The sequence below is a fragment of the Hydrogenophaga sp. genome, assembly GCF_041913525.1.
In the GTDB taxonomy this organism is placed as follows: Bacteria; Pseudomonadota; Gammaproteobacteria; order Burkholderiales; family Burkholderiaceae_C; genus Hydrogenophaga.
Window position 1 is genome coordinate 398,742 of record NZ_JAYSFD010000001.1, and the last position, 23,950, is coordinate 422,691.

At 65.8% G+C, this 23,950-nt stretch carries 20 protein-coding genes and 2 tRNA genes; 15 read left to right on the top strand and 7 right to left on the bottom strand.

The genetic code is table 11. The features are described 5' to 3' along the window. Window positions 1-4 precede the first annotated feature (4 nt). The gene (locus tag ACE3RQ_RS01955) at window positions 5-1,171 is read left to right on the top strand and encodes an MFS transporter (protein ID WP_374519685.1); all 1,167 of its coding nucleotides are present in this window, start codon (window positions 5-7) and stop codon (window positions 1,169-1,171) included. 6 nt (window positions 1,172-1,177) lie between these two features. Here ACE3RQ_RS01955 and ACE3RQ_RS01960 read toward each other — a convergent pair whose 3' ends face one another. Then, window positions 1,178-1,819, bottom strand: a complete 642-nt coding sequence (locus ACE3RQ_RS01960) for a TetR family transcriptional regulator (protein ID WP_374519370.1) — start codon at window positions 1,817-1,819, stop codon at window positions 1,178-1,180. A gap of 180 nt (window positions 1,820-1,999) precedes the next feature. Here ACE3RQ_RS01960 and ACE3RQ_RS01965 point away from each other — a divergent pair, with 180 nt between their 5' ends. From ACE3RQ_RS01965 to ACE3RQ_RS01975, 3 genes are read left to right on the top strand one after another with little or no spacing between them, the layout of a single operon-like run. After that, the gene (locus ACE3RQ_RS01965; protein ID WP_374519372.1) at window positions 2,000-3,205 is read left to right on the top strand and encodes an efflux RND transporter periplasmic adaptor subunit; all 1,206 of its coding nucleotides are present in this window, start codon (window positions 2,000-2,002) and stop codon (window positions 3,203-3,205) included. Window positions 3,206-3,217: 12 nt separating this feature from the next. Further along, window positions 3,218-6,364, top strand: a complete 3,147-nt coding sequence (locus ACE3RQ_RS01970) for an efflux RND transporter permease subunit (RefSeq protein ID WP_374519374.1) — start codon at window positions 3,218-3,220, stop codon at window positions 6,362-6,364. A 7-nt stretch (window positions 6,365-6,371) separates the two neighbouring features. After that, window positions 6,372-7,766, top strand: coding sequence for an efflux transporter outer membrane subunit (locus ACE3RQ_RS01975; protein WP_374519376.1), 1,395 nt, complete (start codon window positions 6,372-6,374; stop codon window positions 7,764-7,766). 36 nt (window positions 7,767-7,802) lie between these two features. On the opposite strand, the gene ACE3RQ_RS01980 is transcribed toward ACE3RQ_RS01975, so the two are convergent. From ACE3RQ_RS01980 to earP, 3 genes are all read right to left on the bottom strand, one after another. Further along, a complete protein-coding gene (locus ACE3RQ_RS01980; RefSeq protein ID WP_374519378.1) occupies window positions 7,803-8,672 on the bottom strand; it encodes a TIGR00730 family Rossman fold protein in 870 nt (289 codons plus the stop codon). Window positions 8,673-8,761: 89 nt separating this feature from the next. Beyond that, entirely contained in the window at window positions 8,762-9,316 is a 555-nt protein-coding gene (gene efp / locus ACE3RQ_RS01985) for an elongation factor P (protein ID WP_374519380.1), read from the bottom strand. Between the two features lie 84 nt (window positions 9,317-9,400). Beyond that, complete coding sequence (gene earP, locus ACE3RQ_RS01990) at window positions 9,401-10,447, bottom strand: elongation factor P maturation arginine rhamnosyltransferase EarP (protein ID WP_374519382.1); 1,047 nt, start codon at window positions 10,445-10,447, stop codon at window positions 9,401-9,403. A gap of 44 nt (window positions 10,448-10,491) precedes the next feature. On the opposite strand from earP, the gene uvrC reads away from it, so the two are divergent. Genes uvrC through ACE3RQ_RS02005 form a run of 3 tightly spaced genes read left to right on the top strand, consistent with a single transcriptional unit; the run spans window position 10,492 to window position 14,039 of the window. Next, window positions 10,492-12,507 (top strand): excinuclease ABC subunit UvrC, encoded by a 2,016-nt coding sequence (gene uvrC / locus ACE3RQ_RS01995; RefSeq protein ID WP_374519384.1) that lies wholly within the window; start codon window positions 10,492-10,494, stop codon window positions 12,505-12,507. Between the two features lie 56 nt (window positions 12,508-12,563). Then, window positions 12,564-13,133: a CDP-diacylglycerol--glycerol-3-phosphate 3-phosphatidyltransferase gene (pgsA, locus tag ACE3RQ_RS02000; protein WP_374519386.1), complete on the top strand. Its 570-nt coding sequence runs from the start codon at window positions 12,564-12,566 to the stop codon at window positions 13,131-13,133. 9 nt (window positions 13,134-13,142) lie between these two features. After that, entirely contained in the window at window positions 13,143-14,039 is an 897-nt protein-coding gene (locus tag ACE3RQ_RS02005; protein ID WP_374519388.1) for a DMT family transporter, read from the top strand. On the opposite strand, the gene ACE3RQ_RS02010 is transcribed toward ACE3RQ_RS02005, so the two are convergent. Then, a complete protein-coding gene (locus tag ACE3RQ_RS02010; RefSeq protein ID WP_374519390.1) occupies window positions 14,034-14,972 on the bottom strand; it encodes a LysR family transcriptional regulator in 939 nt (312 codons plus the stop codon). The genes ACE3RQ_RS02005 and ACE3RQ_RS02010 overlap by 6 nt on opposite strands. Window positions 14,973-15,058: 86 nt before the next feature. Here ACE3RQ_RS02010 and ACE3RQ_RS02015 point away from each other — a divergent pair, with 86 nt between their 5' ends. From ACE3RQ_RS02015 to ACE3RQ_RS02035, 5 genes are all read left to right on the top strand, one after another. Further along, window positions 15,059-16,150 carry a tartrate dehydrogenase gene (locus ACE3RQ_RS02015; protein ID WP_374519392.1) on the top strand — a complete coding sequence of 364 codons (1,092 nt, stop codon included), beginning with the start codon at window positions 15,059-15,061 and terminating at the stop codon, window positions 16,148-16,150. Window positions 16,151-16,401: 251 nt separating this feature from the next. After that, window positions 16,402-16,674, top strand: coding sequence for an HU family DNA-binding protein (locus ACE3RQ_RS02020; RefSeq protein WP_066158910.1), 273 nt, complete (start codon window positions 16,402-16,404; stop codon window positions 16,672-16,674). Between the two features lie 23 nt (window positions 16,675-16,697). Beyond that, window positions 16,698-16,773 (top strand) — tRNA-Val (locus ACE3RQ_RS02025). A gap of 92 nt (window positions 16,774-16,865) precedes the next feature. After that, window positions 16,866-18,785 (top strand): SurA N-terminal domain-containing protein, encoded by a 1,920-nt coding sequence (locus ACE3RQ_RS02030; protein ID WP_374519395.1) that lies wholly within the window; start codon window positions 16,866-16,868, stop codon window positions 18,783-18,785. 36 nt (window positions 18,786-18,821) lie between these two features. Continuing rightward, window positions 18,822-18,897 (top strand) — tRNA-His (locus tag ACE3RQ_RS02035). Window positions 18,898-19,071: 174 nt separating this feature from the next. Here the strand turns inward: ACE3RQ_RS02035 and ACE3RQ_RS02040 are convergent. Both ACE3RQ_RS02040 and ACE3RQ_RS02045 read right to left on the bottom strand, forming a co-directional pair. Next, the gene (locus tag ACE3RQ_RS02040; RefSeq protein ID WP_374519686.1) at window positions 19,072-20,268 is read right to left on the bottom strand and encodes an acyl-CoA dehydrogenase family protein; all 1,197 of its coding nucleotides are present in this window, start codon (window positions 20,266-20,268) and stop codon (window positions 19,072-19,074) included. 2 nt (window positions 20,269-20,270) lie between these two features. Continuing rightward, on the bottom strand, window positions 20,271-21,050 hold the full coding sequence (locus tag ACE3RQ_RS02045; RefSeq protein WP_374519397.1) for a VOC family protein: 780 nt from the start codon (window positions 21,048-21,050) through the stop codon (window positions 20,271-20,273). 90 nt (window positions 21,051-21,140) lie between these two features. On the opposite strand from ACE3RQ_RS02045, the gene ACE3RQ_RS02050 reads away from it, so the two are divergent. The 3 genes from ACE3RQ_RS02050 to ACE3RQ_RS02060 are packed head-to-tail and all read left to right on the top strand — an operon-like array spanning window position 21,141 to window position 23,940. Beyond that, window positions 21,141-22,325 carry a CaiB/BaiF CoA transferase family protein gene (locus ACE3RQ_RS02050; RefSeq protein WP_374519398.1) on the top strand — a complete coding sequence of 395 codons (1,185 nt, stop codon included), beginning with the start codon at window positions 21,141-21,143 and terminating at the stop codon, window positions 22,323-22,325. A 26-nt stretch (window positions 22,326-22,351) separates the two neighbouring features. Then, a complete protein-coding gene (locus ACE3RQ_RS02055; protein WP_374519400.1) occupies window positions 22,352-23,143 on the top strand; it encodes an enoyl-CoA hydratase in 792 nt (263 codons plus the stop codon). 26 nt (window positions 23,144-23,169) lie between these two features. Next, window positions 23,170-23,940: an SDR family NAD(P)-dependent oxidoreductase gene (locus tag ACE3RQ_RS02060; RefSeq protein ID WP_374519402.1), complete on the top strand. Its 771-nt coding sequence runs from the start codon at window positions 23,170-23,172 to the stop codon at window positions 23,938-23,940. Window positions 23,941-23,950: the final 10 nt, after the last annotated feature.

The following is a 23,950-nucleotide window of genomic DNA, read 5'->3' on the forward strand; positions in this document are numbered from 1 at the left end:
CGAGTTGCGCGCGGTACTGGCCCGGCTGATCGCCACCCAAGTCTGCCTGCATGCCTGCATGACGGGCTTTCGCATGGCCGCCCCGCTGATGGCCTTGCGCGAAGGTTTCAGCCCGGCCGCCGTGGGCGTGCTGCTGGCTTTGTTCGCCTTGTCTCAGGTGTTTCTGGCCCTGCCGGCCGGGCGCTTCACCGACCGGCACGGCCTGCGGCGTCCGATCCGCGTCGCGGTGGTCACGGCGGTGCTGGGGGCCTTGCCATCGGCCATCTGGCCCATCTACCCAGTGCTGTGCCTCACGGCCCTGAGCTGCGGCGCCGCCGCCGGGCTGGCGCTCATTGCCTTGCAACGCCACGTGGGCCGGTTGGCGCAGGGCGCCACGGAACTCAAGCAGGTGTTCAGCTGGATGGCGGTGGCCCCGTCCATCTCCAACTTTCTTGGCCCGCTGGTGGCGGGTCTGGTCATTGACGCGGCGGGCTTTCGCGCAGCTTTCCTGTTGCTGTCGCTGGTGCCCTTGCTGGCACTGCTGGGTTTGCGGGGTGTCACCGAACTGCCGCGCGTGGTGGCCCAGCCGGGGCAGAAGAAGGGGTCGTCCTGGGACCTGCTCAAGGCATCGGCGTTTCGCCGCCTGATGGGCATCAACTGGATGCTCTCGTCCTGCTGGGACGTGCACACCTTTCTGGTGCCGGTCATTGGCCATGAGCGCGGTCTGAGCGCCAGCGCCATCGGTGCGATTCTGGGCTCGTTTGCCCTGGCGGCCACCGCCATTCGCTTGCTCATGCCCTGGCTGGCCGCGCGCTTGCACGAGCGGGTGGTGATCGGCTCGGCCATGGTGGTCACGGCGGTGCTGTTCGGGCTCTATCCCTTTGCGCCCGGCGCCTGGACGATGGCGGCCCTGTCGGTGCTGCTGGGCGTTTCGCTGGGTTCGGTGCAGCCCATGATCATGAGCTCGATGCACCAGATGACCCCACCGCACCGCCACGGCGAGGCACTGGGCCTTCGCTCAATGACCATCAACGGTTCCAGCGTGCTCATGCCCATGTTGTTCGGCACGGCTGGCGCGTTGGTGGGCGTGGGCGTGGTGTTCTGGTGCGTGGGCGCCGTGGTGGGGCTGGGCTCGCGCCTGGCGTTCGGCCTCTCGGTGCCGGCGCCTGAGCCACATCGACTCGGCGACTGAGCTTCGTCAGCCCTGGAGCTTGGAAGGGTCCAGGCCCAGGCCCGTGAGGAAGGTGTCGAGCACCTGTTCGCCCTGACGCACCAGATCGAAGGCGTCCGGGTCGAGCAGCCAGTTCTGGATCAGGCCGTCCAGCAGCACATGCAAGCCCAGCGCGGCGGTGCGGGCGGGCATGGGCAGAGCGATGCCATGTTGCTTGGCAATGGCGTCCAAGGCGGTTTCGGTCTGTGCCATGCAGGCGTTGCGCACAAACAGGTGACGGTCTCGCACCGCTTGCATTTCCGGCACGTACTCCACCTTGTGGGTGGCCACCTCGAACACGCGGCGGGTGTGCTCATCGGTGGCGGTCTGCTTGAGCGCGCCGAGCATGGTCTCGCGCAAGGCGGGCAAAGAAGGTTTGCCATTGGCAGCTGCGCAGCCGGTGCCGGCAATGGCGGCCTCCAGCGGGAGGGTGACCCGCTCGATCATGGCGTTGAACAGATCGGCCTTGTCCTTGAAGTGCCAGTAGATGGCCCCGCGCGTGGTGCCCGCGGCGATGGCAATGTCATTCAGGCTGGTGCGCGCGACGCCCTGCCGCTGAAACAGTTGTTCTGCGGCATCGAGGAGCTTGTTGCGCGTGACCAGCGCATCGGATTTGGTGCGTCGAACCATGGCAGCCCAGCGGTTTGTTCACAAAACGAATAGCCTCGCAACTATACATACATTCATGGATGTATGTATACTGCCGCGCTTTGGCCCGCCTGGCGTCATGCGTCTGCATCGGTGGTGTTCCATACTTGACGCGCCTGGGTCGCCCGGCCCATCCCCCCCATTTCTCAGCCGAGGACTTTCATGCCTGCCCTGCGCCCTTTTTTGTCTCTGAATGCTGGCAAGACACTCTCCATCGTTGCTCTGGCGGCGGCCCTGACCGCCTGTGGTGGCGGTGACAAGGCCGCCGCGCCTCCCGGTGGTGGCATGCCGCCGCCTGAGGTGGGCGTGGTCACGGTTCAGTTGGGTGAGGTGGGCTTGCTCAATGAATTGCCGGGCCGGCTGGAGGCCTCGCGTGTGGCGCAGGTGCGCGCTCGCGCCGCGGGCATTTTGCAGAAGCGCCTGTTCCGCGAAGGCAGTGACGTGAAGGCCGGGCAGGCACTGTTCTCGATCGACGCAGCGCCGTACGAGGCGGCCCTGCAAAGCGCCCGCGCTTCACTGGCGCGCGCCGAAGCCAACCTGGCCCAGTCCAAGGCGCTGGCCGAGCGCTACGCGCCGTTGGTGAAGGAAAACGCCGTGAGCCAGCAGGAATACGCCAACGCCGTGGCCGCGCAAAAGGCCGCCGAGGCCGACGTGGCCGCTGGCAAGGCGGCGGTGCAGACGGCCAGCATCAACCTGGGCTACGCCAGCGTGACCGCTCCCATTTCAGGTCGTATCGGCCGCGCCTTGGTGACCGAAGGCGCGTTGGTGGGGCAGGGCGAGGCCACGCAACTGGCCTTGATCCAGCAAATTCACCCCATGTACGTGAACTTCACCCAGTCGGCGTCTGAGGTGTACCGCCTCAAGCGCGCCTTGGCCGCCGGACAACTGAAGGGCGCCGGCCAGGAGGCGGCCAGCGTGAAGGTGGTGCTGGAAGACGGTACCGAGTATTCCAAGCCTGGCCGCCTGCTGTTCTCCGACTTGACGGTGGACAGCGCCACCGGCCAGATCACCCTTCGCGCCGAGGTGCCCAATGCCGAGGGCACGCTGCTGCCGGGTCTGTACGTTCGTGTGCGCCTGGAGCAGGCGACCGCCGTCAACGCCATCGCACTGCCTCAGCAGGCCGTGACCCGCAGCGCCCAGGGCGATTCGGTGATGGTGGTGGATGCCGAGGGTAAGGTCGCGCCGCGCCCGGTGAAGGTGAGCGGCCAGCAGAACGGTCAGTGGATCGTCACCGATGGCCTGAAAGCGGGCGAGCAGGTGATGGTGGATGGCTTCCAGAAGCTGCGCCCGGGCGTGGCGGTGAAGGCCGTGCCGTGGACGCCGCCGGGTGCCAAGCCCGCCGCCGCGGCCCCGGCCAAGGCGAGCTAAGGAGCGCGCGACATGGCGAAATTCTTCATTGACCGGCCCATCTTCGCGTGGGTGATCGCGCTGTTCATCATGGTGATTGGCGGCGTGGCCATCACGCAGTTGCCGATTGCGCAATACCCACCGGTGGCGCCGCCGTCCATCATCATCAACGCCACCTACCCCGGCGCTTCCGCCAAGACACTGGAAGACTCGGTGTTGTCGGTGATTGAACAAGAGATGAACGGCTCGCCCGGCCTCATCTACATGGAGTCGGTGGCCCAAGCCAACGGCACCGGCTCGATCACGCTGAGCTTTCAGCCCGGCACCAACGCCGACCTGGCGCAGGTGGACGTGCAAAACCGCCTGGCCCGCGCCGAGCCGCGCCTGCCCTCAGCGGTGACGCAGCAGGGCGTGCGCGTGGACAAGTCGCGCAACAACTTCCTGCTGTTCGCCATCCTGTCCAGCGACGACCCGAAGTGGGACCCGGTGGCCTTGGGTGACTTTGCCTCGCGCAGCGTGGTGCCCGAGCTGCAGCGCCTGCCCGGCGTGGGCCAGGCCCAGCTCTTCGGCACCGAGCGCGCCATGCGCATCTGGATTGACCCAGCCAAGTTGCTGGGCTTCAACCTGAGCGCGGCCGACGTGAACGCCGCCATCCGCGCCCAGAACGCGCAGGTGTCGGCCGGTGAAATCGGCGCCCTGCCCAACGTGGCGGGGCAGGCGATTGCCGCCACCGTGGTGGTGAACGGTCAGCTCAGCACCACCGAACAATTCGGCAACATCGTGCTGCGCGCCAATGCCGATGGCTCCACCGTGCGCCTGAAAGACGTGGCCCGCATTGAACTGGGGGCGCAGTCGTACGCCACCTCGGCGCGCTTGAACGGCAAGCCCTCCACTGGTATCGGTGTGCAGCTCTCGCCCAGCGGCAACGCGCTGGCCACGGCCAATGCGGTGCGCGCCAAGATGGCCGAACTGGAGAAGTTCTTCCCGGCGGGCATGACCTGGGACATCCCCTACGACAGCTCGCGCTTCGTGAAGATCTCCATCGAGCAAGTGGCCAAGACCTTGGGCGAAGCCATCCTGCTGGTGTTCCTGGTGATGTTCCTGTTCCTGCAGAACTTCCGCTACACCATCATCCCCACGGTGGTGGTGCCGGTGGCCCTGCTGGGTACCTTCGCCGCGCTGCTGGCCATGGGCTTCTCGATCAACGTGCTCACCATGTTCGGCATGGTGCTGGTGATCGGCATCGTGGTGGACGACGCCATCGTGGTGGTGGAGAACGTCGAACGCATCATGAGCGAAGAGGGCTTGCCGCCTTTGCAGGCCACGCGCAAGGCCATGGGCCAGATCTCAGGCGCCATCGTCGGCGTGACGGTGGTGCTGATCTCGGTGTTCGTGCCCCTGGCCTTCTTCAGTGGCTCGGTGGGCAACATCTACCGCCAGTTCGCGGCCGTGATGGCCGTGTCCATCGCGTTCTCGGCCTTCATGGCGCTGTCGCTCACGCCGGCCCTGTGCGCCACGCTGCTCAAGCCTGTTGAGGCTGGCCACCACCACGAGAAGAAGGGCTTCTTCGGCTGGTTCAACCGGGCGTTCTCGCGCACCGCCAAGCGCTACGAAGGCGGCGTGGCCAAGCTGCTGCCGCGCGCCGGGCGCACGCTGATCGTGTACCTGGCCATCATCGGCGCGGCCGTGGTGGTCTACAAGCGCCTGCCCACCTCATTCCTGCCTGGTGAAGACCAGGGCACGATGCTGGTGAACGTGCAACTGCCCCCGGGTGCCACGATTGACCGCACGCTGGACGTGATGCAGCAGGTCGAAGGCTTCATGCTGCAGCAGCCTGAGGTGCAGAGCATGGTGAGCGTGCTGGGCTTCAGCTTCTCGGGCCAGGGCCAGAACGCGGCGCTAGCCTTCATCACCCTCAAAGACTGGGCCGAGCGCCACGCACCCGGCAGTTCCGCTGATGCCATCGCCGGCCGTGCCTTTGGGGCCTTGTCTGGCATTCGCGATGCGTTCATCTTTCCGCTGAACCCGCCGCCGATTCCCGAACTGGGTGCCTCTTCCGGCTTCACCTTCCGGCTGCAGGACCGTGCGGGCCTGGGCCGCGACGCTCTGCTGGCCGCGCGCAACCAGTTGCTCTACGCGGCCTCGCAAAGCAAGGTGCTCACCCAGGTGCGCCCCGACGGCCTGGAGGACGCGCCGCAACTGCAGATCGACATTGACCGCGACAAAGCGAATGCGCTGGGCGTGGGCTTTGACGCCATCAACTCGGCCATCGCCACCTCGCTGGGCTCCAGCTACGTGAACGACTTCCCCAACGAAGGTCGCCTGCAACGGGTGGTGGTGCAGGCCGATGCACCGGCCCGCATGCAGCCCGAGGACCTGCTGCGCCTGACCGTGGTGAACAACCAGGGCAAGGCGGTGCCGCTGTCGGCCTTTGCCTCCACGCGCTGGATCACCGGCCCCATGCAGACCGTGCGCTACAACGGCTACCCGTCCATGCGCATCAGCGGCGGCGCCGCGCCGGGCTACAGCACGGGCGATGCGCTGGCCGAAATGGAAAAGCTGGCCAGCCAATTGCCGCAGGGCTTCGGCTTTGAATGGACGGGCCAATCGCGCGAAGAAAAACTCGCCGGTTCGCAAGCCGTGGTGCTCTACGCCTTCGCCATCCTGGCGGTTTTCCTGTGCCTAGCCGCCTTGTACGAGAGCTGGACGATTCCGCTGGCGGTGATCATGGTGGTGCCGCTGGGCGTGGTGGGCGTGTTCCTGTCCACCTTGTTGCGGGGCTATGCGAACGACGTCTACTTCCAGGTGGGCCTGATCACCATCATTGGTCTATCGGCGAAGAACGCCATCCTGATCATCGAGTTCGCCAAGGACCTGCAGGCCCAGGGCAAGAGCGTGATCGAGGCGGCGCTGGCCGCGGCGCACCTTCGCTTCCGCCCCATCATCATGACGTCACTGGCCTTCACGCTGGGCGTGCTGCCCCTGGCCATTGCATCGGGCGCCAGCTCTGCCAGCCAGCGTGCCATTGGCACCGGCGTGATCGGCGGCATGCTCACCGGCACCGTGCTGGCGGTGGTGTTCGTGCCCATCTTCTTCGTGGTGGTGCGCTCGCTCTTCAAGGGCGGGCCACGCCAGCACCGTGTCCACGCCGACATGGCCGGCCAACATGGGGTGCACTGACATGCCAATGAACGCTTTTACCCTTCGTGCCCGTTTGGGCGTGGTGGCCGCCGCTGCTGTGCTGGCCGGCTGCTCGATGATTCCCAAGCTGGAGCGCCCTGAGCCGCCCGTGGCCTCGGCCTATCCCCTGGCCCCGGTGGGCGCGTCAAGCAACGCTGCCGATGTGGCGTGGTCGCGCTTTGTCACCGACGCGCGCCTGCGCCAGTTGATCGGCCTGGCGTTGCAGAACAACCGCGACCTGCGCGTGGCCGCGCTCAACATCGAACAGGTGCGGGCGCAGTACCAGATCCAGCGGGCCAACCAGTTTCCCACGGTCAACGCGGGCTTCACCGGCAACCGTCAGCCCGACGGCAAGGGTGGCATCGCCGACACCTACAGCGTGGGCTTTCTCACCAGCGCCTGGGAGATCGACGTCTTTGGTCGCCTGTCCAGCCTGAAGGAAGTCGCGCTGGCCCAGTACCTGGCCAGCGAAGAGGCGCGCAAGGCTGTGCAGACCAGTCTGGTGGCCCAGGTGGCCAGCACCTGGCTGGCGCTGCAGGCCGACGAGGAACAACTGGCCGTGACGCGCCAAACTTTGCGCACCCGCGAGGATTCCCTTCGCCTGACCCGCCTGCGCTTTGACAATGGCGCCGCTTCGGCCCTGGACCTGCGCCAGGCCGAGTCGCTGGCCGCTGCCGCCCAGGCCACACTGGCGCAGCAGGAGCGCCAGCGCGCCCTCGACCTGAACGCCTTGACGCTGTTGCTGGGGCAGACGCCACCGTCGGAACTGGTGTCTCCCACCCAAGCCGACGCCGCCTTGCCCGAGGCTGTGCTGGCCGACGTGCCTGCGGGCTTGCCATCGGACTTGCTCACTCGCCGAGCCGACATCCGCCAGGCCGAGCAGCAACTGGTGGCCGCCAACGCCAACATTGGCGCGGCTCGCGCGGCCTTCTTCCCGCGCATCTCGCTCACTGCTTCGGTGGGCACCGCCAGCAGCGACCTCTCCGGCTTGTTCAAAGATGGCTCGTGGGGCTTCACGCTGGCGCCCCAGGCCTTGCTGCCGATCTTTGATGCCGGGCGCAACCGCGCCGGGCTCGACTCGGCTCAGGCCGGGCGCGACATTGCCGTGGCGCAGTACGAGAAGGCCATTCAAACCGCCTTCCGAGAGGTGGCCGACGCCCTGGCGGGCCAAGCCACCCTGGGCGAGCAGTTGCGCGCCCAGCAGGCGCAGCTCACGGCCGAGACCGACCGCTTCCGCCTGGCCGAGCTGCGCTACCGCAATGGCGTGGCCAGCTACCTCGACGTGTTGGACGCGCAGCGATCGCTGTTCGCCACGCAGCAGGCGGTGACGCAATCGCGCCTGGCGTTGCAGCAGAACCGCGTGGCGCTGTACCGCGCCCTGGGCGGTGGCTGGTCTGAGTGAAGCCCATGGGGCGCCCAGCAGGCCGCCCCATGCCCCTTACACCGGGGGCAGTTCGTAGAAGCGTTGAATCGCTTCCCAGGCGGCCTGGGGCTCATCCACGATGGTGAACAGCTTCAGGTCGTCCGGCGAGATCACGCCTTCTTCCACCAGCACGTCCCAGTTCACCAGGCGCTTCCAGTAAGACGAGCCGAACAGCACGATGGGCACCGGCTTGGCCTTCTTGCACTGCACCAGGGTGATCACCTCAAACAGCTCGTCCAGCGTGCCGAAGCCACCCGGGAAAGCCACCAGCGCCTTGGCGCGCATCATGAAGTGCATCTTGCGCAGCGCGAAGTAGTGGAACTTGAAGCTGAGCTGCGGTGAGATGTAGGGATTGGCCGATTGCTCGTGTGGCAGGGCAATGTTCAGGCCCACGCTCAAAGCGCCTTCGTCCTGCGCGCCGCGGTTGGCCGCTTCCATGATGCCGGGGCCGCCGCCCGTGCAGATGTAGAGCTGGTCTTCGTGTGGGCAGCGCGCGCTGTAGCGGGCCACGATGCGCGCGAACTCACGGGCGTGGTCGTAGTAGGGCGCGTTGCGCAGCAGGGCCTGGGCGCGGGTAATGGCGGCCGGGTCGCCACTGGCCTCGGCCTGAGCCAACTGCTCACGGGCCACGGCGGGCTCGCGGAAGCGGGCGCTGCCGAACACCACGATGGTGTTCTCGATGCCCAGCTCGATCTGGGCCAGGTCGGGCTTGAGCATCTCCAGCTGGAAGCGAATGCCGCGGGTCTCGCGGCGCAGCAGGAACTCGGGGTCGGCGAACGCCAGGCGGTAGGCGTCGGTCTGCAGCTTCAGGCCATTGCTGGCCTGGGCCTGCAGGTCGGCCAATGCATCGGCCAGGCGTCTTTCGGTGATGATTTCGGGTGCCATGGGCAAGGGTTTCGCAAAGAAAGTGAGACCAGCGAGAAACACAAAAGGCTCCCGTGGGAGCCTTTTGAGTCAGTATAGAGACGCGGGGTTCAGACGCGCTTCTTGTATTCGCCGGTGCGGGTGTCGATTTCGATCTTGTCGCCCTGTTCCACGAACAGGGGCACGGCAACTTCGAAGCCGGTGGCGATCTTGGCAGGCTTGAGCACCTTGCCCGAGGTATCGCCCTTCACGGCGGGTTCGGTCCAGGTGATTTCGCGCACGATGGTGGTGGGCAGTTCAACCGAGATGGCCTTGCCTTCGTAGAACACCACTTCCACGGCCATGCCGTCTTCCAGGTAGTTCAGGGAGTCGCCCATGTTCTCGGCTTCCACTTCGTACTGGTTGTACTCGGTGTCCATGCACACATACATGGGATCGGCGAAGTAGGAGTAGGTGCACTCCTTCTTGTCCAGAATGATCTGGTCCATCTTGTCGTCGGCCTTGAACACCACTTCGGTGCCGATGTTGCCGAGCAGACCCTTGAGCTTCATGCGCACGGTGGCGGCGCCGCGGCCACCGCGGGCGTATTCGGTGCGCAGAACAATCATGGGGTCCTTGCCGTGCATGATCACGTTGCCGGCGCGGATTTCTTGAGCGATTTTCATAAAGAGAGATTCCGAGGGAGGGTGGGGCCGCGGTCCTCACCTCAGAGGTGGATCGATCCGGCCGTTTTCGCAAAGCCCCTGATTTTATCGCTTTTCCAGTACGAAGCGCTGGAGCTGTTCTGTCAGGTCAGGCTGGGCCAGCAGGCGCGCGCGGGCGGCCAACACGCAGTCTCGCCAGCCATCCACCGTTGCCCAGCCCGGCCACCCCGCGTCCCGGGTGTCGATGCCGTTCCAGTGGCGGTGAAAGGCTCGCATCGACTCAGGGGCGTCCATCCAGTCGAGAAAGGCGTCGAGCTTGGCGTGGTGAGCGTCGTCGTCCTGAGGGTAGATGTGCCAGACGAAGGGCTGGCCGGCCCAGAGAGCACGCACCAGCGAGTCTTCACCCCGCACGGCGTTGAAATCGCTGGCCCACAGCAGGTGATCAAAGTCGTATTGGGTGAGCCATGGCAGGGGGTGCACCTGGCCGGCCTTCTGCGCGATCCGCTCCACCGCGCGCGCCGGGCGCCCCGGGGTGACCAGCCAGTGCGCGTCGGCCTGGGCCATTACCTTGGGCAGGCTGGCGGGCTCGTAGCAGAACAGCGTGATGCGACGGCCGTCCGTCGGCAGACCGTGGCTTGTCAGCCACCGGGTCGCGTCAAAGCCCTGGCGCCGCGCCATCAGGTCGGGCTCGCGCAATAGGCCACCGGTGCGCTCGGTGAAGCCCGGGTAGAAGAACCACTTGGTCAGGCCCGCGCCCGGGCCGCGCATCACGGGCGAGGGCAGGCGGTGCATCCGCTCCACATACGGCTCAGCGCTCAGGTACTCCAGGTTCAGCCACACCGGAGTGGCCTGGCGGGCGGCCACAAAAGCATCGGGCAGCTCGCACCCGAAGGCCTCGATCCAGACGTCACCGGGCACCGCGTCGCTGAGGTGAAAGTCGCAGTCCCAGCGGTGCACCGCGACCCCGGGCGCGCTCTGGGGCGCCATCCACGTCAGTGGCGAGGGGTCATCGATCCACAGGCGCACGTGTTGGCCGCGACTGGCCAGGTCAAAGCACAGGCGCCAGCAGACGCCTGCGTCGCCGTGGTTGTCGATGACGCGGCAGAAGATGTCCCAGCGCAACGGGGGCTGAGCGGGCAAGGGGTTTGGCATGGGGCGCGATCTTGCCGCATTCGCGGGCGCCACAATACGCGGCTATGTCCGAGGTGCATTCCGAACAACTGCTGGCCGAGGTGGCCGCGCTGCCGCCGCTGCCTGGCGTCTACCGCTATTTCGACGCGCAGGGCCAGCTGCTCTACGTGGGCAAGGCGCGCAACCTCAAGAAGCGCGTCTCCAGCTACTTTCAGAAAGACCACGGGGGCACGCGCATTGGTCACATGGTCAGCAAGATCGTGCGGCTGGAGACCACGGTGGTGCGCAGCGAGGCCGAGGCCCTGCTGCTGGAAAACAACCTCATCAAGACGCTCAACCCGCGGTTCAACATCCTGTTCCGCGACGACAAGAGCTATCCCTACCTCAAGATCACCGGCACCCGCGAGACCTTCCGCACCGCCGCCGCCATGCCATCGCCCTCGGTGGCGTTTCCGCGCATGGCCTACTACCGGGGCGCTGTGGACCGGCGCCACAGCTACTACGGGCCTTATCCCAGCGCCTGGGCGGTGAAAGAGTCGATCACGCTGCTGCAGAAGGTGTTTCGCCTGCGCACCTGCGAAGACACGGTGTTCGCCAACCGCACGCGGCCCTGCCTGCTGTACCAGATCAAGCGCTGCAGCGGGCCTTGCGTGGACCTGATCGACCAGGAAGACTATTCCCGCGATGTGCGCGACGCCGAGCGCTTCCTGCGCGGGGAAACCCAGGCGGTGCTCGACGAACTGGAGCGCCGCATGCTGGCGCACGCGGAAAAGCTCGAGTTCGAGCAGGCCGCCGAGATTCGCAACCAGATCACCGCGCTCTCGCGCGTGCTGCACCAGCAGTCGATGGAGACCGGCAGCGACCAGGACGTGGACATCCTGGCGGTGAAGGTGCACGGCGGCCGCGCCTGCGTGAACCTGGCCATGGTGCGTGGCGGCCGACACCTGGGTGACCGGCCGTACTTCCCTGCCCACGTGGACGACGCCAGCGCCATCGACGAACTGCTGGCCGACACCGCCCCGGACGGTGACCCGACCGAGCGCACGGCGGTGCGCGTGCTGGAGGCCTTCATTGCCCAGCACTACCTGGGCACGGCAATGCCCAACGTGCTGGTGACCAGCCACGCCGTCTCGAAAGACCTGATCGACGCCCTCACCGAGCAGAGCGGGCGCAAGGTGAGCGCGGTGCACAACCCGCGCGAGCACCGCCGCATCTGGCTGGAGATGGCGCAGAAAAATGCCGACATTGCCTTGGCCCGCCTGCTGGCGGAAGAGGGCAGCCAGCAGGCCCGCACGCGTGCCCTGGCCGATGCGCTGCAACTCCCCGACGACCAGCTCGACACCCTGCGCATCGAGTGCTTCGACATTTCGCACACGGCCGGCGAACACACCCAGGCGTCCTGCGTGGTGTTCGAGGACCACAAGATGCAGAGCGCCCAGTACCGCCGCTACAAGATCGACGGCATCACGCCAGGCGATGACTACGCCGCCATGCGCCAGGCGCTCATGCGCCGCTACGGCAAGATCGCCCAGGCCATTCGCGCCAACGAAGGCGATGCCGCGGCGCTGGCCCAGACCGAGTCCTCAGAAGGCGAGGCAGAGAAAGCTGCTGGCGACGCGCCCAGCGGACCACGCATGCCCGACTTGGTGCTGATCGACGGCGGCAAGGGGCAGGTGGGCGTGGCCCGCGAGGTGTTCGAGCAGCTTGGGCTTGACCTGTCCATCATCGTGGGCGTGGAAAAAGGGCAGGGCCGCAAGGTGGGCTTGGAGGAGCTGGTGTTTGCCGATGGCCGCGACAAGGTTTACCTGGGGCACGACTCGGCCGCCCTGATGCTGGTGGCGCAGATCCGCGATGAGGCGCACCGCTTCGCCATCACGGGCATGCGCGCGCAGCGCGCCAAGGCCCGGGTGGGCGGCAGCCAGCTGGAGGACATTCCGGGTGTCGGTCCCAAGAAACGGGCGCGGCTGCTGCAGCGTTTTGGTGGCGTGCGCGGTGTGGCCGCGGCCAGCGTGGAAGACCTGGCCACGGTGGAAGGCATCTCAGCCGAGCTGGCCGATGCCATCTACCGCGCCTTGCATTGACGCAGTCACCCCAAAAGTGACAAACCTGCGCGCGATCGCCCCCGCATAATCGCAACATGTTTTTTAACCTACCCACCCTGCTGACCTGGGCCCGCATCGTCGCGATTCCGCTGATCGTCGGGGTGTTCTATTGGGACGGCCTGACGCCAGCCGAGCAAAACTTGTCGGCCACGGTGCTGTTTGTCGTGTTCGCGCTCACCGACTGGGCCGACGGCTACCTGGCGCGCAAGCTCAAGCAGACCTCGGCCTTTGGCGCCTTTCTGGACCCGGTGGCCGACAAGTTTCTGGTGTGCGCCAGCCTGCTGGTGCTGGTGCACCTGGGCCGGGCCGATGTGTTCGTGGGCCTGATCATCATCGGCCGCGAGATCGCCATCTCGTCCCTGCGCGAATGGATGGCCATCATCGGGGCCACCAAGAGCGTGGCGGTGCACATGATCGGCAAGCTCAAAACCACGGTGCAGATGGTGGCCATTCCCTTCTTGCTGTTCAACGGCACGCTCTTTGGCGTGATCGACACCCACCTCTGGGGCCAGGTGCTGATCTGGGTGGCAGCGGTTCTCACCATTTGGTCGATGGTGTACTACCTGCGCAAGGCACTGCCTGAAATCCGGGCCCGGGCCCGCTGAACCTCCAACATGACGCCCGCGCGCCCCTCCGCCAGTGCGTGGGCGTGGGTGCCCGCCGTGTTTGTGCTGATCTGGAGCACAGGCTTCATCGTGGCGCGTTACGGCATGCCACACGCGCCGCCGCTCACCTTTCTGTCCTGGCGCTACGCCTTGTCGGTGCTGTGCTTCGTGGTCTGGATCGCGCTGGCCCGCGTGCCCTGGCCCACTTCTCGCGCTCAGTGGGTGCACCTGGCCGTGACCGGCATGCTCATGCACGCGGGCTATCTGGGTGGGGTGTGGATGGCGGTGAAGGCGGGCATGGGGGCGGGCTTGTCGGCCCTGATCGTGGGCCTGCAGCCGGTCATCACCGCGCTGTGGGTGTCGGCCACCGGTGCTCGCGTCAGTGCCCGGCAGTGGCTGGGCCTTGGACTGGGTTTGCTTGGCCTGATGTTGGTGGTGTCGCACAAGTTCAGCGCCGGCGGGCCGGGCGATTCGGCCACGTGGGGCAATGTCGCCATGGCCGTGGTGGCCCTGGCGTCGATCACCACCGGCACGCTGTACCAGAAGCGTTTTGTGCAACCCTGTGACGTGCGATCGGCCAACGCCGTGCAATTGCTCGCCGCCTTGGCGGTGACGCTGCCATGGGTCGTCTGGGAGGCCGGTGGCATGGACTGGCACCCCGAGCTCGTGGGGGCTCTGGCCTGGTCGGTTCTGGTGCTGACACTGGGCGGCAGTTCGCTGTTGTACGTGCTGATCCAGCGCGGCGCGGCCACCGCCGTGACCAGCCTGATGTACCTGGTGCCGCCGTGCACGGCGGTGCTGGCCTGGCTGCTGTTTGGCGAGCCCATCACCCTGAGCACCTTGCTGGGCACTGCGCTCACGGCGCTGGGCGTGTGGCTGGTGGTGCGCGCCGGGCGCAGCTCATGAACGGCTGCGCGGCCGCCAGGGTTCGCGCACAAAGCGCTTTTGCAGGAACTCGCTGAGCAACTGCACACGCCGTGGCACCCGCGCCCGCCAGGGCGCCAGCCAGTGCACATCGGCGTCGTGCTGGCTCCAGCGTGGCAACACCCGAACCAGTTCACCGTTGCCCAGTTGGGGCGCAATGTCCCACAGGCTGCGAAGCATGATGCCGTGACCGGCCGCGCACCAATCGCGCACCAGCTCTCCCGAGTTGCTGGACAGAGGACCGCGCACCACCACGCGCTGAATGGTCTCGTCGCCCTCGCGCTGCAAGGCCCAATGGTGAACCCGCGCGGGCATGGCGTCGGTGTGTTCTTGCACCAGCAGGCAACGGTGCTGCTCCAGGTCTTCCAGGCGCGCCGGGCGCCCATGGACCTGCAGGTAGGCAGGTGCGGCCACCAGCACGCGCCGGTTGGGCGCCAGTCGCCTGGCCACCCATTCCCCGGCGCGCTGCGGTGGTGGATGCCAAAGCCACACGGCCGCGTCGAAGCCCTCTGCGGCCAGGTCTGGCAGGTGATCGGACAGCTGCAATTGCACGCTCACGCCCGGGTGCAACGATTGAAAGTCGGCCAATGCGGGTCCGACCCAGCGACGCCCAAAACCAAAGCTCGACAACAGGCGAATAGGGCCGGCTGGTTCAGCCTGGCGCTCGCGCAGCTCTGCCTCCAGGGCCAGAAAATCGTGTTGCAGCCGCTGCGCGCGTTCGCAGAAGGCATCGCCCTCGGCCGTGGTGCTCACCCGCCGGGTGGTGCGCTGGAACAGCCGCACGCCCAGGTGGGCCTCCAGCGCGGCCAGGCGGCGGGTGACGGCAGAGCGGGTGATGCCAAGCTGAACCGCTGCCGCGGCCATGCTGCCGTGCTGTTGAACGCAGAGCACCAGCTCCAGATCGGTGCGATCCATTTGTTGATGTCCAGGAAGCAATGAGGTGAAGGATTATTGCCAATGGCGACGATATGCTTGGATCCACTTTTCACCAGGAGAACCCCATGCGTCCCCATCGAATTGCTGTCATCCCGGGCGATGGCATTGGCACCGAGGTCATGCCAGAGGGCCTGCGCGTGCTGCAGGCAGCGGCCCAGCGCTTCAACATTCCCTTGCAGTTCGATCACTTCGATTTCGCGAGCTGCGACTACTACCTGAAGTATGGCCAGATGCTGCCTGACGACTGGAAAACGCAGATCGGTGGTCATGACGCCATCTACTTCGGCGCGGTGGGCTGGCCCGACACCGTCCCCGATCACATCTCGCTGTGGGGCTCGCTGCTGCAGTTCCGTCGCGAGTTCGACCAGTACATCAACCTGCGCCCGGCACGCTTGATGCCTGGGGTGATCGCGCCCGTGGTGCGGCGCGACGGCAGCCCACGCCTGCCCGGCGAGATTGACATGGTGATCGTGCGCGAGAACACCGAAGGTGAATACAGCAGCATCGGCGGGCGCATGTACGGCGGCACCGAGCGCGAGATCGTGATGCAGGAGACGGTGATGTCTCGCCACGGCGTGGACCGCGTGCTGCGTTATGCGTTTGAGGTGGCGCGCACGCGGCCAAAGAAACACCTCACCAGCGCCACCAAGAGCAACGGCATCGCCATCACCATGCCCTATTGGGATGAGCGCGTGGAGGCCATGGCCAAGGAGTACCCGGACGTGAAGGTGGACAAGTTCCACATCGACATCCTCACCGCGCACTTCGTGCAGCGCCCCGACTTCTTCGACGTGGTAGTGGGCAGCAACCTGTTCGGTGACATCCTGTCCGACCTGGGGCCCGCCTGTACCGGGACCATCGGCATCGCGCCCAGCGCCAACCTCAACCCGACGCGGAAGTTTCCGTCATTGTTCGAGCCGGTGCACGGGTCGGCGCCCGACATCGCAGGCCAGGGCATCGCCAACCCGATTGGGCAGATCTGGTGCGGCGCGATGATGCTGGACTTCCTCGGCCACCGGGCGGCTCACGACGCCATTCTGTCGGCTGTCGAGCGTGCGCTTGACCCGCAAAACGGAGCCCCGCGCACGCGAGATCTCGGGGGAAATGCGAGCACCGTCGAGGTGGGACAGGCGATTGCGCGCTACGTCGCCGGGTGAAACCCCAGGGGAGGGGTGATCGAATGGGACTAGAATCCGCCGCTCGTGTCGGCCGATCCACTGTGTCGTGCCTGCTGTATTGACAGGGGTTCCAGCGCGTGGGTCTAATGGCTTGGCCTGGGCCCGCAAGCGCGTTGCAGCACACACCAGGCGCGGTTTTTGGTGGCCCGAAGTCACATGACGGCACCGAGCGAAAACCACATCTATCCCGACCACACGATTCATCCAATTCCTTTCCTGAGGGGCTATTCGTGAACAAAACCGAACTCGTCGAACACATCGCCAAGCACGCAGATATCTCCAAGGCCGCCGCCACCCGCGCGCTCGACTCCACCATCACCGCCATCCGCACCACCCTGAAGAAGGGTGGCACCGTGTCGCTGGTGGGCTTCGGTTCGTTTGCCGTCACCAAGCGCCCCGCTCGCAAGGGCCGCAATCCCCGCACCGGCGCCGAGATTAAAATCAAGGCCGCCAAGGTGCCGAAGTTCCGTCCGGGCAAGGCCCTCAAGGACGCTCTGAACTGAGCACCGGTTCGATTTTCCAGGTTGGGTGCTTAGCTCAGTCGGTAGAGCGGCGCCCTTACAAGGCGTAGGTCGGCGGTTCGACCCCGTCAGCACCCACCAACCAATCGAATACAAAAGGCGAACAACGGTTCGCCTTTTTTGTTGGGCAGAATCGTTGGTTTCATCCCTTCAGAAGACACAGGGCCCTAGGCATGTTTGACACCATCCGCCATCACAAGAAGTACCTCATGGGCTTCTTGATGATCCTGATCATTCCTTCGTTCGTGCTGTTCGGCATCGAGGGCTATTCGCGCTTCAACGAGGGAGGGGACGCCGTCGCCACGGTGGATGGCCACAAGATCAAAAAGGTCGAGTGGGACCAGGCCCACCAGCAAGAGTCGCAACGCCTGCGTCAGGCCATGCCCCAGCTTGACGCGAAGCTGCTCGACAGCGACGAAGCTCGCTACGCCACCCTGGAGCGTCTGGTGCGTCAGCGTGTGCTGGCCGCCGCCGCTGCCGATTTGCACCTCTACACCAGCGACACCCGTCTGGCTCGCGACCTGCAGCAGAACGAAGCCATTGCCTCACTGCGCAAGGCCGATGGCTCGCTTGACGTGGAGGTTTACCGCCAGTTGCTGGCCCGCCAGGGCCTGACGCCTGAAGGGTTTGAGGCATCCGTTCGGGCCGACCTGTCCCAGCGCCAGGTGATCCAGGGCTTGCTGGCCTCGGGCTTCGCCACGGGTGAGCTGGCCAATGTGTCGCTCAATGCCTTCTTTGAGCGCCGCGAGGCCCGCGTGGCCTTGTTCAATTCGGGTGACTTCGCCTCTCGGGTGAACCCCAGCGACGCCGAGATCGAGGCCTACTACAACGCCAACACCGCGCAGTTCCAAGCGCCGGAGCAGGTGGATGTGGAATACCTCGTGCTTGACGCGGCCGCTCTGGAAAAGACCATCGCCCTCAACGAGGCGGACGTGCGCGCATATTACGAACAGAACGCCGCGCGCCTGGCTGGCGAGGAAGAGCGCCGTGCCAGCCACATCCTCTTGAACGTGGCGCCCAGCGCATCGGCTGCGGACAAAGCCGCCGTGCGCCAGAAGGCCGACGCCCTGCTGGCCGAGCTGCGCAAAGACCCCAAGCGCTTTGCCGCACTGGCCAAGGCCAATTCGCAAGACCCGGGCTCAGCCGAACGCGGTGGCGACCTGGATTTCTTCGGTCGCGGTGCCATGGTCAAGCCTTTTGAAGACGCGGTCTATTCGCTCAAGAAGGGCCAGATCTCCGATGTGGTGGAGAGCGATTTTGGTTTTCACATCATCCAGCTCACCGACATCAAGTCGCCGCCCAAGCGCAGCTTCGACGAGGTGCGAGCTCAGCTGGAGGCAGACCTGAAAAAGCAGCAAGCCCAACGCCAGTTTGCCGAAGCGGCCGACGTGTTCAGCAACACGGTCTACGAACAGGCCGACAGCCTGCAGGCCGCCGCCGATCGCTTGAAGCTCAAGGTGCAGACCGCGCAAGGCCTGCAGCGCCAGGGTCTGGCGGGTACCGTGCTGGCCAATGAACGGTTGCTGGCCGCCATCTTTTCTCCCGAGTCGGTCAGCAGCAAGCGCAACACCGAAGCCGTGGAGACGGGGGCCAGCCAGTTGACCGCGGCCCGCGTGGTGAAACACTCGCCCGCTCACACCTTGGCGCTGGCCGACGTTCGTGAGACGGTGCGTGCCAAACTGATCGCCCAGCGAGCCACCGAGCTCGCCAAGGCAGAAGGCGAGAAGCAGTTGCAAGCAGGCAAGAGCGGGGGGGAGGTGGCCGGTCTGGGCCCAGCCCTGACGCTGTCGCGCGCCACGCCGCAGAACCAGTTGGCGGGTGTGTTGAATGCTGCCTTGAGCGCCGACCCCAAGCAACTGCCGGCCTGGATTGGCGTCAACCTCCCCGATCGCGGTTATGCCGTGGTCAAGGTAGAGAAGGTGCTGCCTGCCGAGGCTCGTCCGGCGGCCCAGGTGGCCCGCGAAGTGCAGCAATACAACCAGTGGTGGGCCTCGGCGGAAGGCCAGGCGTATTACGAGCTGCTCAAGGCCCGTCACAAGGCAGTCATCAAGGTGGCCAAGCCTGTGGCGCCCGCTGCAGGAGAAGTTCGCTGAGGCCTGGCAATTTCAGGCTATAATTTGAGGCTTGCGGTGGCTGTAGCTCAGTTGGTAGAGTCCAGGATTGTGATTCCTGTTGTCGTGGGTTCGAGTCCCATCAGCCACCCCAAATAAATCAACGATTTAGCCCGGTTTCTGACCGGGCTTTGTCGTATCTGGGGTACGCAAAAATCCCATGGTGGGAATTCCGCTACCCGGCGTCCGCGCTCTGGACGCGCTGGTCGGCGGGGTGAGCGGGGCGGATTGGGTGTCCGGTGCGACTCCGTCAGCTCCCCAGGTGGCCTCAAAGGCCCAGCACTTGCTTGGCAATAATGTTGCGCTGGATTTCGTTGCTGCCGCCATAGATGGACATGGCACGGCGCCAGAAGTAGTTGGCAGGAGCGCCGATCAGGCTCGGTTCGATGCCTGCCATGTCGCCTTGGCCGCTGAGCAGGACGGGGTCAAGTGCCTGCCCTTGCGGCCCGGCGGCCTCGCAGATGAGCTCGCTGATGCGCTGACCAATTTCGGTGCCGCGAATCTTCAGGGATGAGGCCAGGCCCGCGCCGGGTGAGCTGCCGCTGCCCATGGCCGACAGGGCTCGCAATGTGTTGATTTCCAGCGCCTTGAGTTGTGCCTCCACGGCACTGACTTTGGATCGGAAAACAGGGTCTTCCAAGAGCGGTCTTCCGTGCTGGATCACGCTCTTGGCCACGCGGTGCAGCCGGCGCATGGCGAAGGTCGAGAATCCAATGTTCGAGTTCTCCACCCGCTCATGTTCGAGCAGAAACTTGGCGTAACGCCAGCCCTGGCCCTCTTCGCCCACCAGGTTGGCCTTGGGCACTTTCACATCGGTGAAGAAAACGGTGTTGAAAGAGTGCGTGCCCTCCAGCATGGGAATGGGTTGGACCACGATGCCCGGCGTGGTCATGTCGATCAACAGAAACGAAATGCCTTCCTGGGGCCGCGTGCCGCGCTGGGTGCGCACGAGGCAGAACATCCAGTTTGCGTAGTGGGCATAAGAGGTCCAGATCTTCTGGCCGTTGACGACGTAGTGGTCACCAGCGTCGTCGGCGCGAGTGGCCAGCGAGGCCAAATCGGAGCCCGAGGCGGGTTCGGAGTAGCCCTGGCACCACCAGACCGTCGAGTCGCGGATGCCGGACAGGTGCTGGGCTTTCTGGGCCTCTGAGCCGAAGTTGAAAATCACCGGGCCCACCATGCGCGGCCCGAAGGGCTGGATGGTGGGGCAGTTCAGTTCGGCGCTGGTCTTTTCGAAGATGTAGCGCTGCACGGCGCTCCAGCCCGGGCCGCCGTGTTCCCGTGGCCAGGTGTAGGTGTGCCAACCTTGGCGGCCCAGGATCTGTTGCCAGCGCATGTAGTCGTCGCGGGTGAGGTGCAAGTCGTGTTCGACGCGCTGGCGGATGTCATCGGGCAGGTTGGCTTGGATGAAATCGTGCACTTCGCGGGCGAAGGCTTGCTCGGCGTGAGAGAAGGCGAGTTCCATGGTCATGCGTTGTGCGAAGAGGGTTGCAGAAAGAACCAGACGCCGCCGACGTTGACGGCCTGGCCTTGGGTGGGGCGGCCTCGTTGGGCGGCTGCCCGGACGATGGCCTGCGCGTCGTGGCACCGCAGGTCAATGCCGAACAGGCCCTCGCCCCTGCCGTCCTGGGCTTGGACGAAGCGCAGGTGGGCGTTGTCCAGCGCCAAGCGCCAGCCGCCACCTTGGGCTTCAATCGGGCGGCGAAGGATGGCACCCCAGCGCTCGGCCAATGCCTGAGGTTGATCGCTTTGCAGCACAGCGCCCACGATGGCCTCGACCCGGTCTGTGGCCACGAAGGGCTGCCAATGGGGGCCGGCGGGCCAATAGGGGCCCATCAGGTCCGCGCCGTTTTGGGTGGTGTTGATTTCCAGCAGGGCGCCTCCGGTGTCTCTGGGGTGTAGCTGGGCGCCTTCGTAATCGCCAATCGCCAGCGGAGCCGCGATGCGAACGCCCAGGTCAGCGAGGTGCGGGCGCCAGCGGTCAAGGCCATCGCTGTCGAGGATCACCATGTAGCCGCCATCGCCCTGGCGCCGCTGCAGGTAGCGGGCCGCGGTGGTGCCTTCGACGACGGGGGCGACCACTTCAACGAAGCTGGTGCCAAAGGGCATCAAGGCGTTGTGCAGGCCGAACTGGCCTACGTCGGGATCGCGGTGGCAGACGCGCACGCCAAAGATGGCGCACAGGTCGTCGACCACTGGATCGAGCTGGTGGGCCACCAGGCACAACTGGCGCAAGCGAAGGTACATGCTGTCTCCTTGTTTTTTGGTTTGGCGTCACGCCGATTTAAAATATGTTATAACAAAAACGTCAATTCGACGACACATGCTTTTGAACCCATGACAGCCCTTGCCGGTGTTCGCGTTCTGGATCTCTCTCGCTTCATTGCGGGCCCCTACTGCGCCATGATGCTGGCCGACATGGGCGCCGAGGTGGTGAAGGTGGAGCCGCCCGGCGAGGGCGAGTACGCGCGCCGGGCGTTACCGCAGGTGGCGGGCACCAGCCTCTATACCTTCATCGTGAACCGCAACAAGAAGAGCCTGGCGCTGGATTTGAGAGACCCGGCCGCTCAGGCGGACTTGCGCGATCTCATCGCCCAGGCGGATGTGCTGGTGGAGAACTTTCGCCCCGGCACCATGGAGAAGATGGGCCTGGGCTGGGAGCAGGTGCAGGCGCTCAACCCGCGGCTGGTCATGGCTCGCATTTCGGGCTTTGGCCAGGACGGGCCTTTGGCCCACAAACAATGCTTCGATGGTGTGGCGCAGGCCATGAGCGGCCTGATGGAGCTCACGGGGCCCGCCGATGGGCCGCCCACCATGATCGGCTCGTTCATGTGCGACTACACCACCGGCATGTACGCGGCCCTGGGGGTGCTGGCCGCCTTGAATGCGCGCCACGCCACGGGGCGCGGGCAATTGGTGGATGTCTCTTTGCTGGAGAGCGCCACCTCGATGTTGATGACGGCCATTCCCGAGTACGCGCTGTCAGGCACGCAGATGACGCGCCGCGGCAGCCGAGACCGCTACGTGGCGCCGTCCAATACCTTTGAGGCTGGCGACGGTCGGTACGTGCTCATCGTGGCCGGCGACGACAACATGTTCCCCCGCCTGGTGCGCGCCATGGGGCGGCCCGATCTGCTGGCCGATGCCCGCTTCGCGACCATGGCGGCCCGGCGCGATCACGTCGAGGCCATCGAGGCCGAGGTCGTCAACTGGATGCGCCAGCACACGGCAGATGAACTGGTGGCCCGTCTGGAGGCTGAGGGTGTGCCCTGCGCCAAGGTGGCCACGATTGCGGAGGTGGCCCAGAGTGAGCAGTTGCGCCACCGCGGGCACATCGTCGAGATGGACATGGGTGGACAGGCGGTGCCCATGCAGGGCGTGACCATCCATTTGTCTCATACCCCGCTGCGCGTGCGTCACCCCATTGCGCCGGTGGGCGCACACAGCGCGGAGGTCTTTGCCGACTGGCTGGGCCGCGCCCAGACACCTTCCGATCTCTCACCGTCCTGCGGCGCTGCCTGATCGCCGCTTACCTTTTTGGAGAAGCCATGACCCAGGAACTTCTGGCGCGCCTTGACCACGGCGTGCTCACCCTCACGCTCAACCGGCCCGAGCGCCTGAACGCCCTCACCGTGGACATGACCGAGGCGCTGCTGGTGGCGCTGCGACAGGCCGCCGTGAACCCGGCGGTGCGGGCGGTGGTGCTCACCGGCGCCGGGCGGGCGTTCTGCGCGGGAGGTGACGTGAAGGCCATGGCCGAAGACGACGGCGTGGTCCAGACGCTGGAAGAGCGCAGCCAGATGCTGCGTGAGCACATGGAATGCGCCCGCCTGTTGCACGAGATGCCCAAGCCCACGGTGGCAATTGCTCGTGGGGCGGTGGCCGGTGCCGGTCTGTCTCTGGCCTTGGCCTGTGACCTGATCGTGGCCAGCGACACGCTCAAGCTCACCTCGGCTTTTGCCAAGGTGGGCCTGTCGGGTGATTTCGGCAGCACCTATTTCCTCACCAAGCTGCTGGGTCCGCGGGCGCGAGCCTTCGCCTTGCTCTCGCCCGTGCTCAAGGCGGACGAGGCCTTGCAGATGGGGCTGGTGGCGCGCGTGGTGCCCGACGATGCGTTGGATGAGCAGGGCCAGGCACTGGCTCAGGGTCTGGCCAATGGCCCCACCATCACCCTGGGCCACATCAAGGCCAACCTGAACTTCGCCGAGCAAGGCGCCACGCTGGCGCAGGCGCTCGACCATGAGGCCATTCGCCACATTCGCTGCGGCATGACCGAAGACCACCAAGAGGCAGCGCGCGCCTTTGTCGAGAAGCGCGCCCCGCAGTTTCACAACCGATGAGCCCGCCGGGCCAGGAGGAGACCCCCATGAACCTGTTTTCGCTCAAAGACAAGACCGCCATCGTGACTGGCTCCAGCCGAGGCATTGGCCGTGCCATTGCCGAGGCCTATGCCCGTGCCGGGGCGCGTGTGGTCATCACCAGCCGCAAGGCCGACGCCTGCGACGCCGTGGCCAAGGCCCTGCGGGCCGAGGGGCACGAGGCCATTGCGGTGCCCTGCAACATCTCCAGCAAGGAGCAGATCCATGCCCTCGTTGATCAGACCGAAAAGGCCTTCGGGCCGGCCGATGTGCTGGTGTGCAACGCAGCGGTGAACCCCTTCTATGGGCCCATGGCCGAGATTCCGGACGATGCCTTTCGCAAGGTGTTGGACGTGAACATCTTGTCCAACCTGTGGCTGGTCAACCGGGTGGCGCCCGGCATGGCCGCGCGGGGTGGCGGCGCCATCGTGATCGTCAGCTCCATCTCGGGCTACACCGGCTCACGCGTTTTGGGGGCGTACGCCATCTCCAAGGCAGCCGACATGCAGCTGGTGCGCAACCTGGCGCTGGAATGGGGCAAGCAGGGCATTCGGGCGAACTGCATCGCCCCCGGCCTGGTGAAAACCGATTTCGCCAAGGCACTGTGGGACAACCCGCAGACGCTGGCCGGTGCGCTGGCCTCAAGCCCGCTGAACATGATCGGCGAGCCCGAGGACATTGCGGGTGCGGCCTTGCTGCTGGGCTCGCCCGCCGGTCGCTTTATCACGGGCACCACCATCACGGTGGATGGTGGCGCCATGGTGCGCGGCGAAGCGTGAAGGGGCAGCG

Bases quoted from the DNA above. Each gene is read 5' to 3' on its own strand.
- earP (WP_374519382.1), bottom strand. From the start codon at position 10,447: ATGCCAAACCCCTTGCCCGCTCAGCCCCCGTTGCGCTGGGACATCTTC.
- ACE3RQ_RS02010 (WP_374519390.1), bottom strand. From the start codon at position 14,972: ATGGATCGCACCGATCTGGAGCTGGTGCTCTGCGTTCAACAGCACGGC.
- ACE3RQ_RS02055 (WP_374519400.1), top strand. From the start codon at position 22,352: ATGACCCAGGAACTTCTGGCGCGCCTTGACCACGGCGTGCTCACCCTC.
- ACE3RQ_RS01975 (WP_374519376.1), top strand. From the start codon at position 6,372: ATGAACGCTTTTACCCTTCGTGCCCGTTTGGGCGTGGTGGCCGCCGCT.
- ACE3RQ_RS01960 (WP_374519370.1), bottom strand. From the start codon at position 1,819: ATGGTTCGACGCACCAAATCCGATGCGCTGGTCACGCGCAACAAGCTC.
- ACE3RQ_RS01980 (WP_374519378.1), bottom strand. From the start codon at position 8,672: ATGGCACCCGAAATCATCACCGAAAGACGCCTGGCCGATGCATTGGCC.
- ACE3RQ_RS02030 (WP_374519395.1), top strand. From the start codon at position 16,866: ATGTTTGACACCATCCGCCATCACAAGAAGTACCTCATGGGCTTCTTG.
- efp (WP_374519380.1), bottom strand. From the start codon at position 9,316: ATGAAAATCGCTCAAGAAATCCGCGCCGGCAACGTGATCATGCACGGC.
- ACE3RQ_RS02060 (WP_374519402.1), top strand. From the start codon at position 23,170: ATGAACCTGTTTTCGCTCAAAGACAAGACCGCCATCGTGACTGGCTCC.
- ACE3RQ_RS01965 (WP_374519372.1), top strand. From the start codon at position 2,000: ATGCCTGCCCTGCGCCCTTTTTTGTCTCTGAATGCTGGCAAGACACTC.
- ACE3RQ_RS02050 (WP_374519398.1), top strand. From the start codon at position 21,141: ATGACAGCCCTTGCCGGTGTTCGCGTTCTGGATCTCTCTCGCTTCATT.
- ACE3RQ_RS02015 (WP_374519392.1), top strand. From the start codon at position 15,059: ATGCGTCCCCATCGAATTGCTGTCATCCCGGGCGATGGCATTGGCACC.
- ACE3RQ_RS01970 (WP_374519374.1), top strand. From the start codon at position 3,218: ATGGCGAAATTCTTCATTGACCGGCCCATCTTCGCGTGGGTGATCGCG.
- ACE3RQ_RS02040 (WP_374519686.1), bottom strand. From the start codon at position 20,268: ATGGAACTCGCCTTCTCTCACGCCGAGCAAGCCTTCGCCCGCGAAGTG.
- ACE3RQ_RS02005 (WP_374519388.1), top strand. From the start codon at position 13,143: ATGACGCCCGCGCGCCCCTCCGCCAGTGCGTGGGCGTGGGTGCCCGCC.
- uvrC (WP_374519384.1), top strand. From the start codon at position 10,492: ATGTCCGAGGTGCATTCCGAACAACTGCTGGCCGAGGTGGCCGCGCTG.
- pgsA (WP_374519386.1), top strand. From the start codon at position 12,564: ATGTTTTTTAACCTACCCACCCTGCTGACCTGGGCCCGCATCGTCGCG.
- ACE3RQ_RS02045 (WP_374519397.1), bottom strand. From the start codon at position 21,050: ATGTACCTTCGCTTGCGCCAGTTGTGCCTGGTGGCCCACCAGCTCGAT.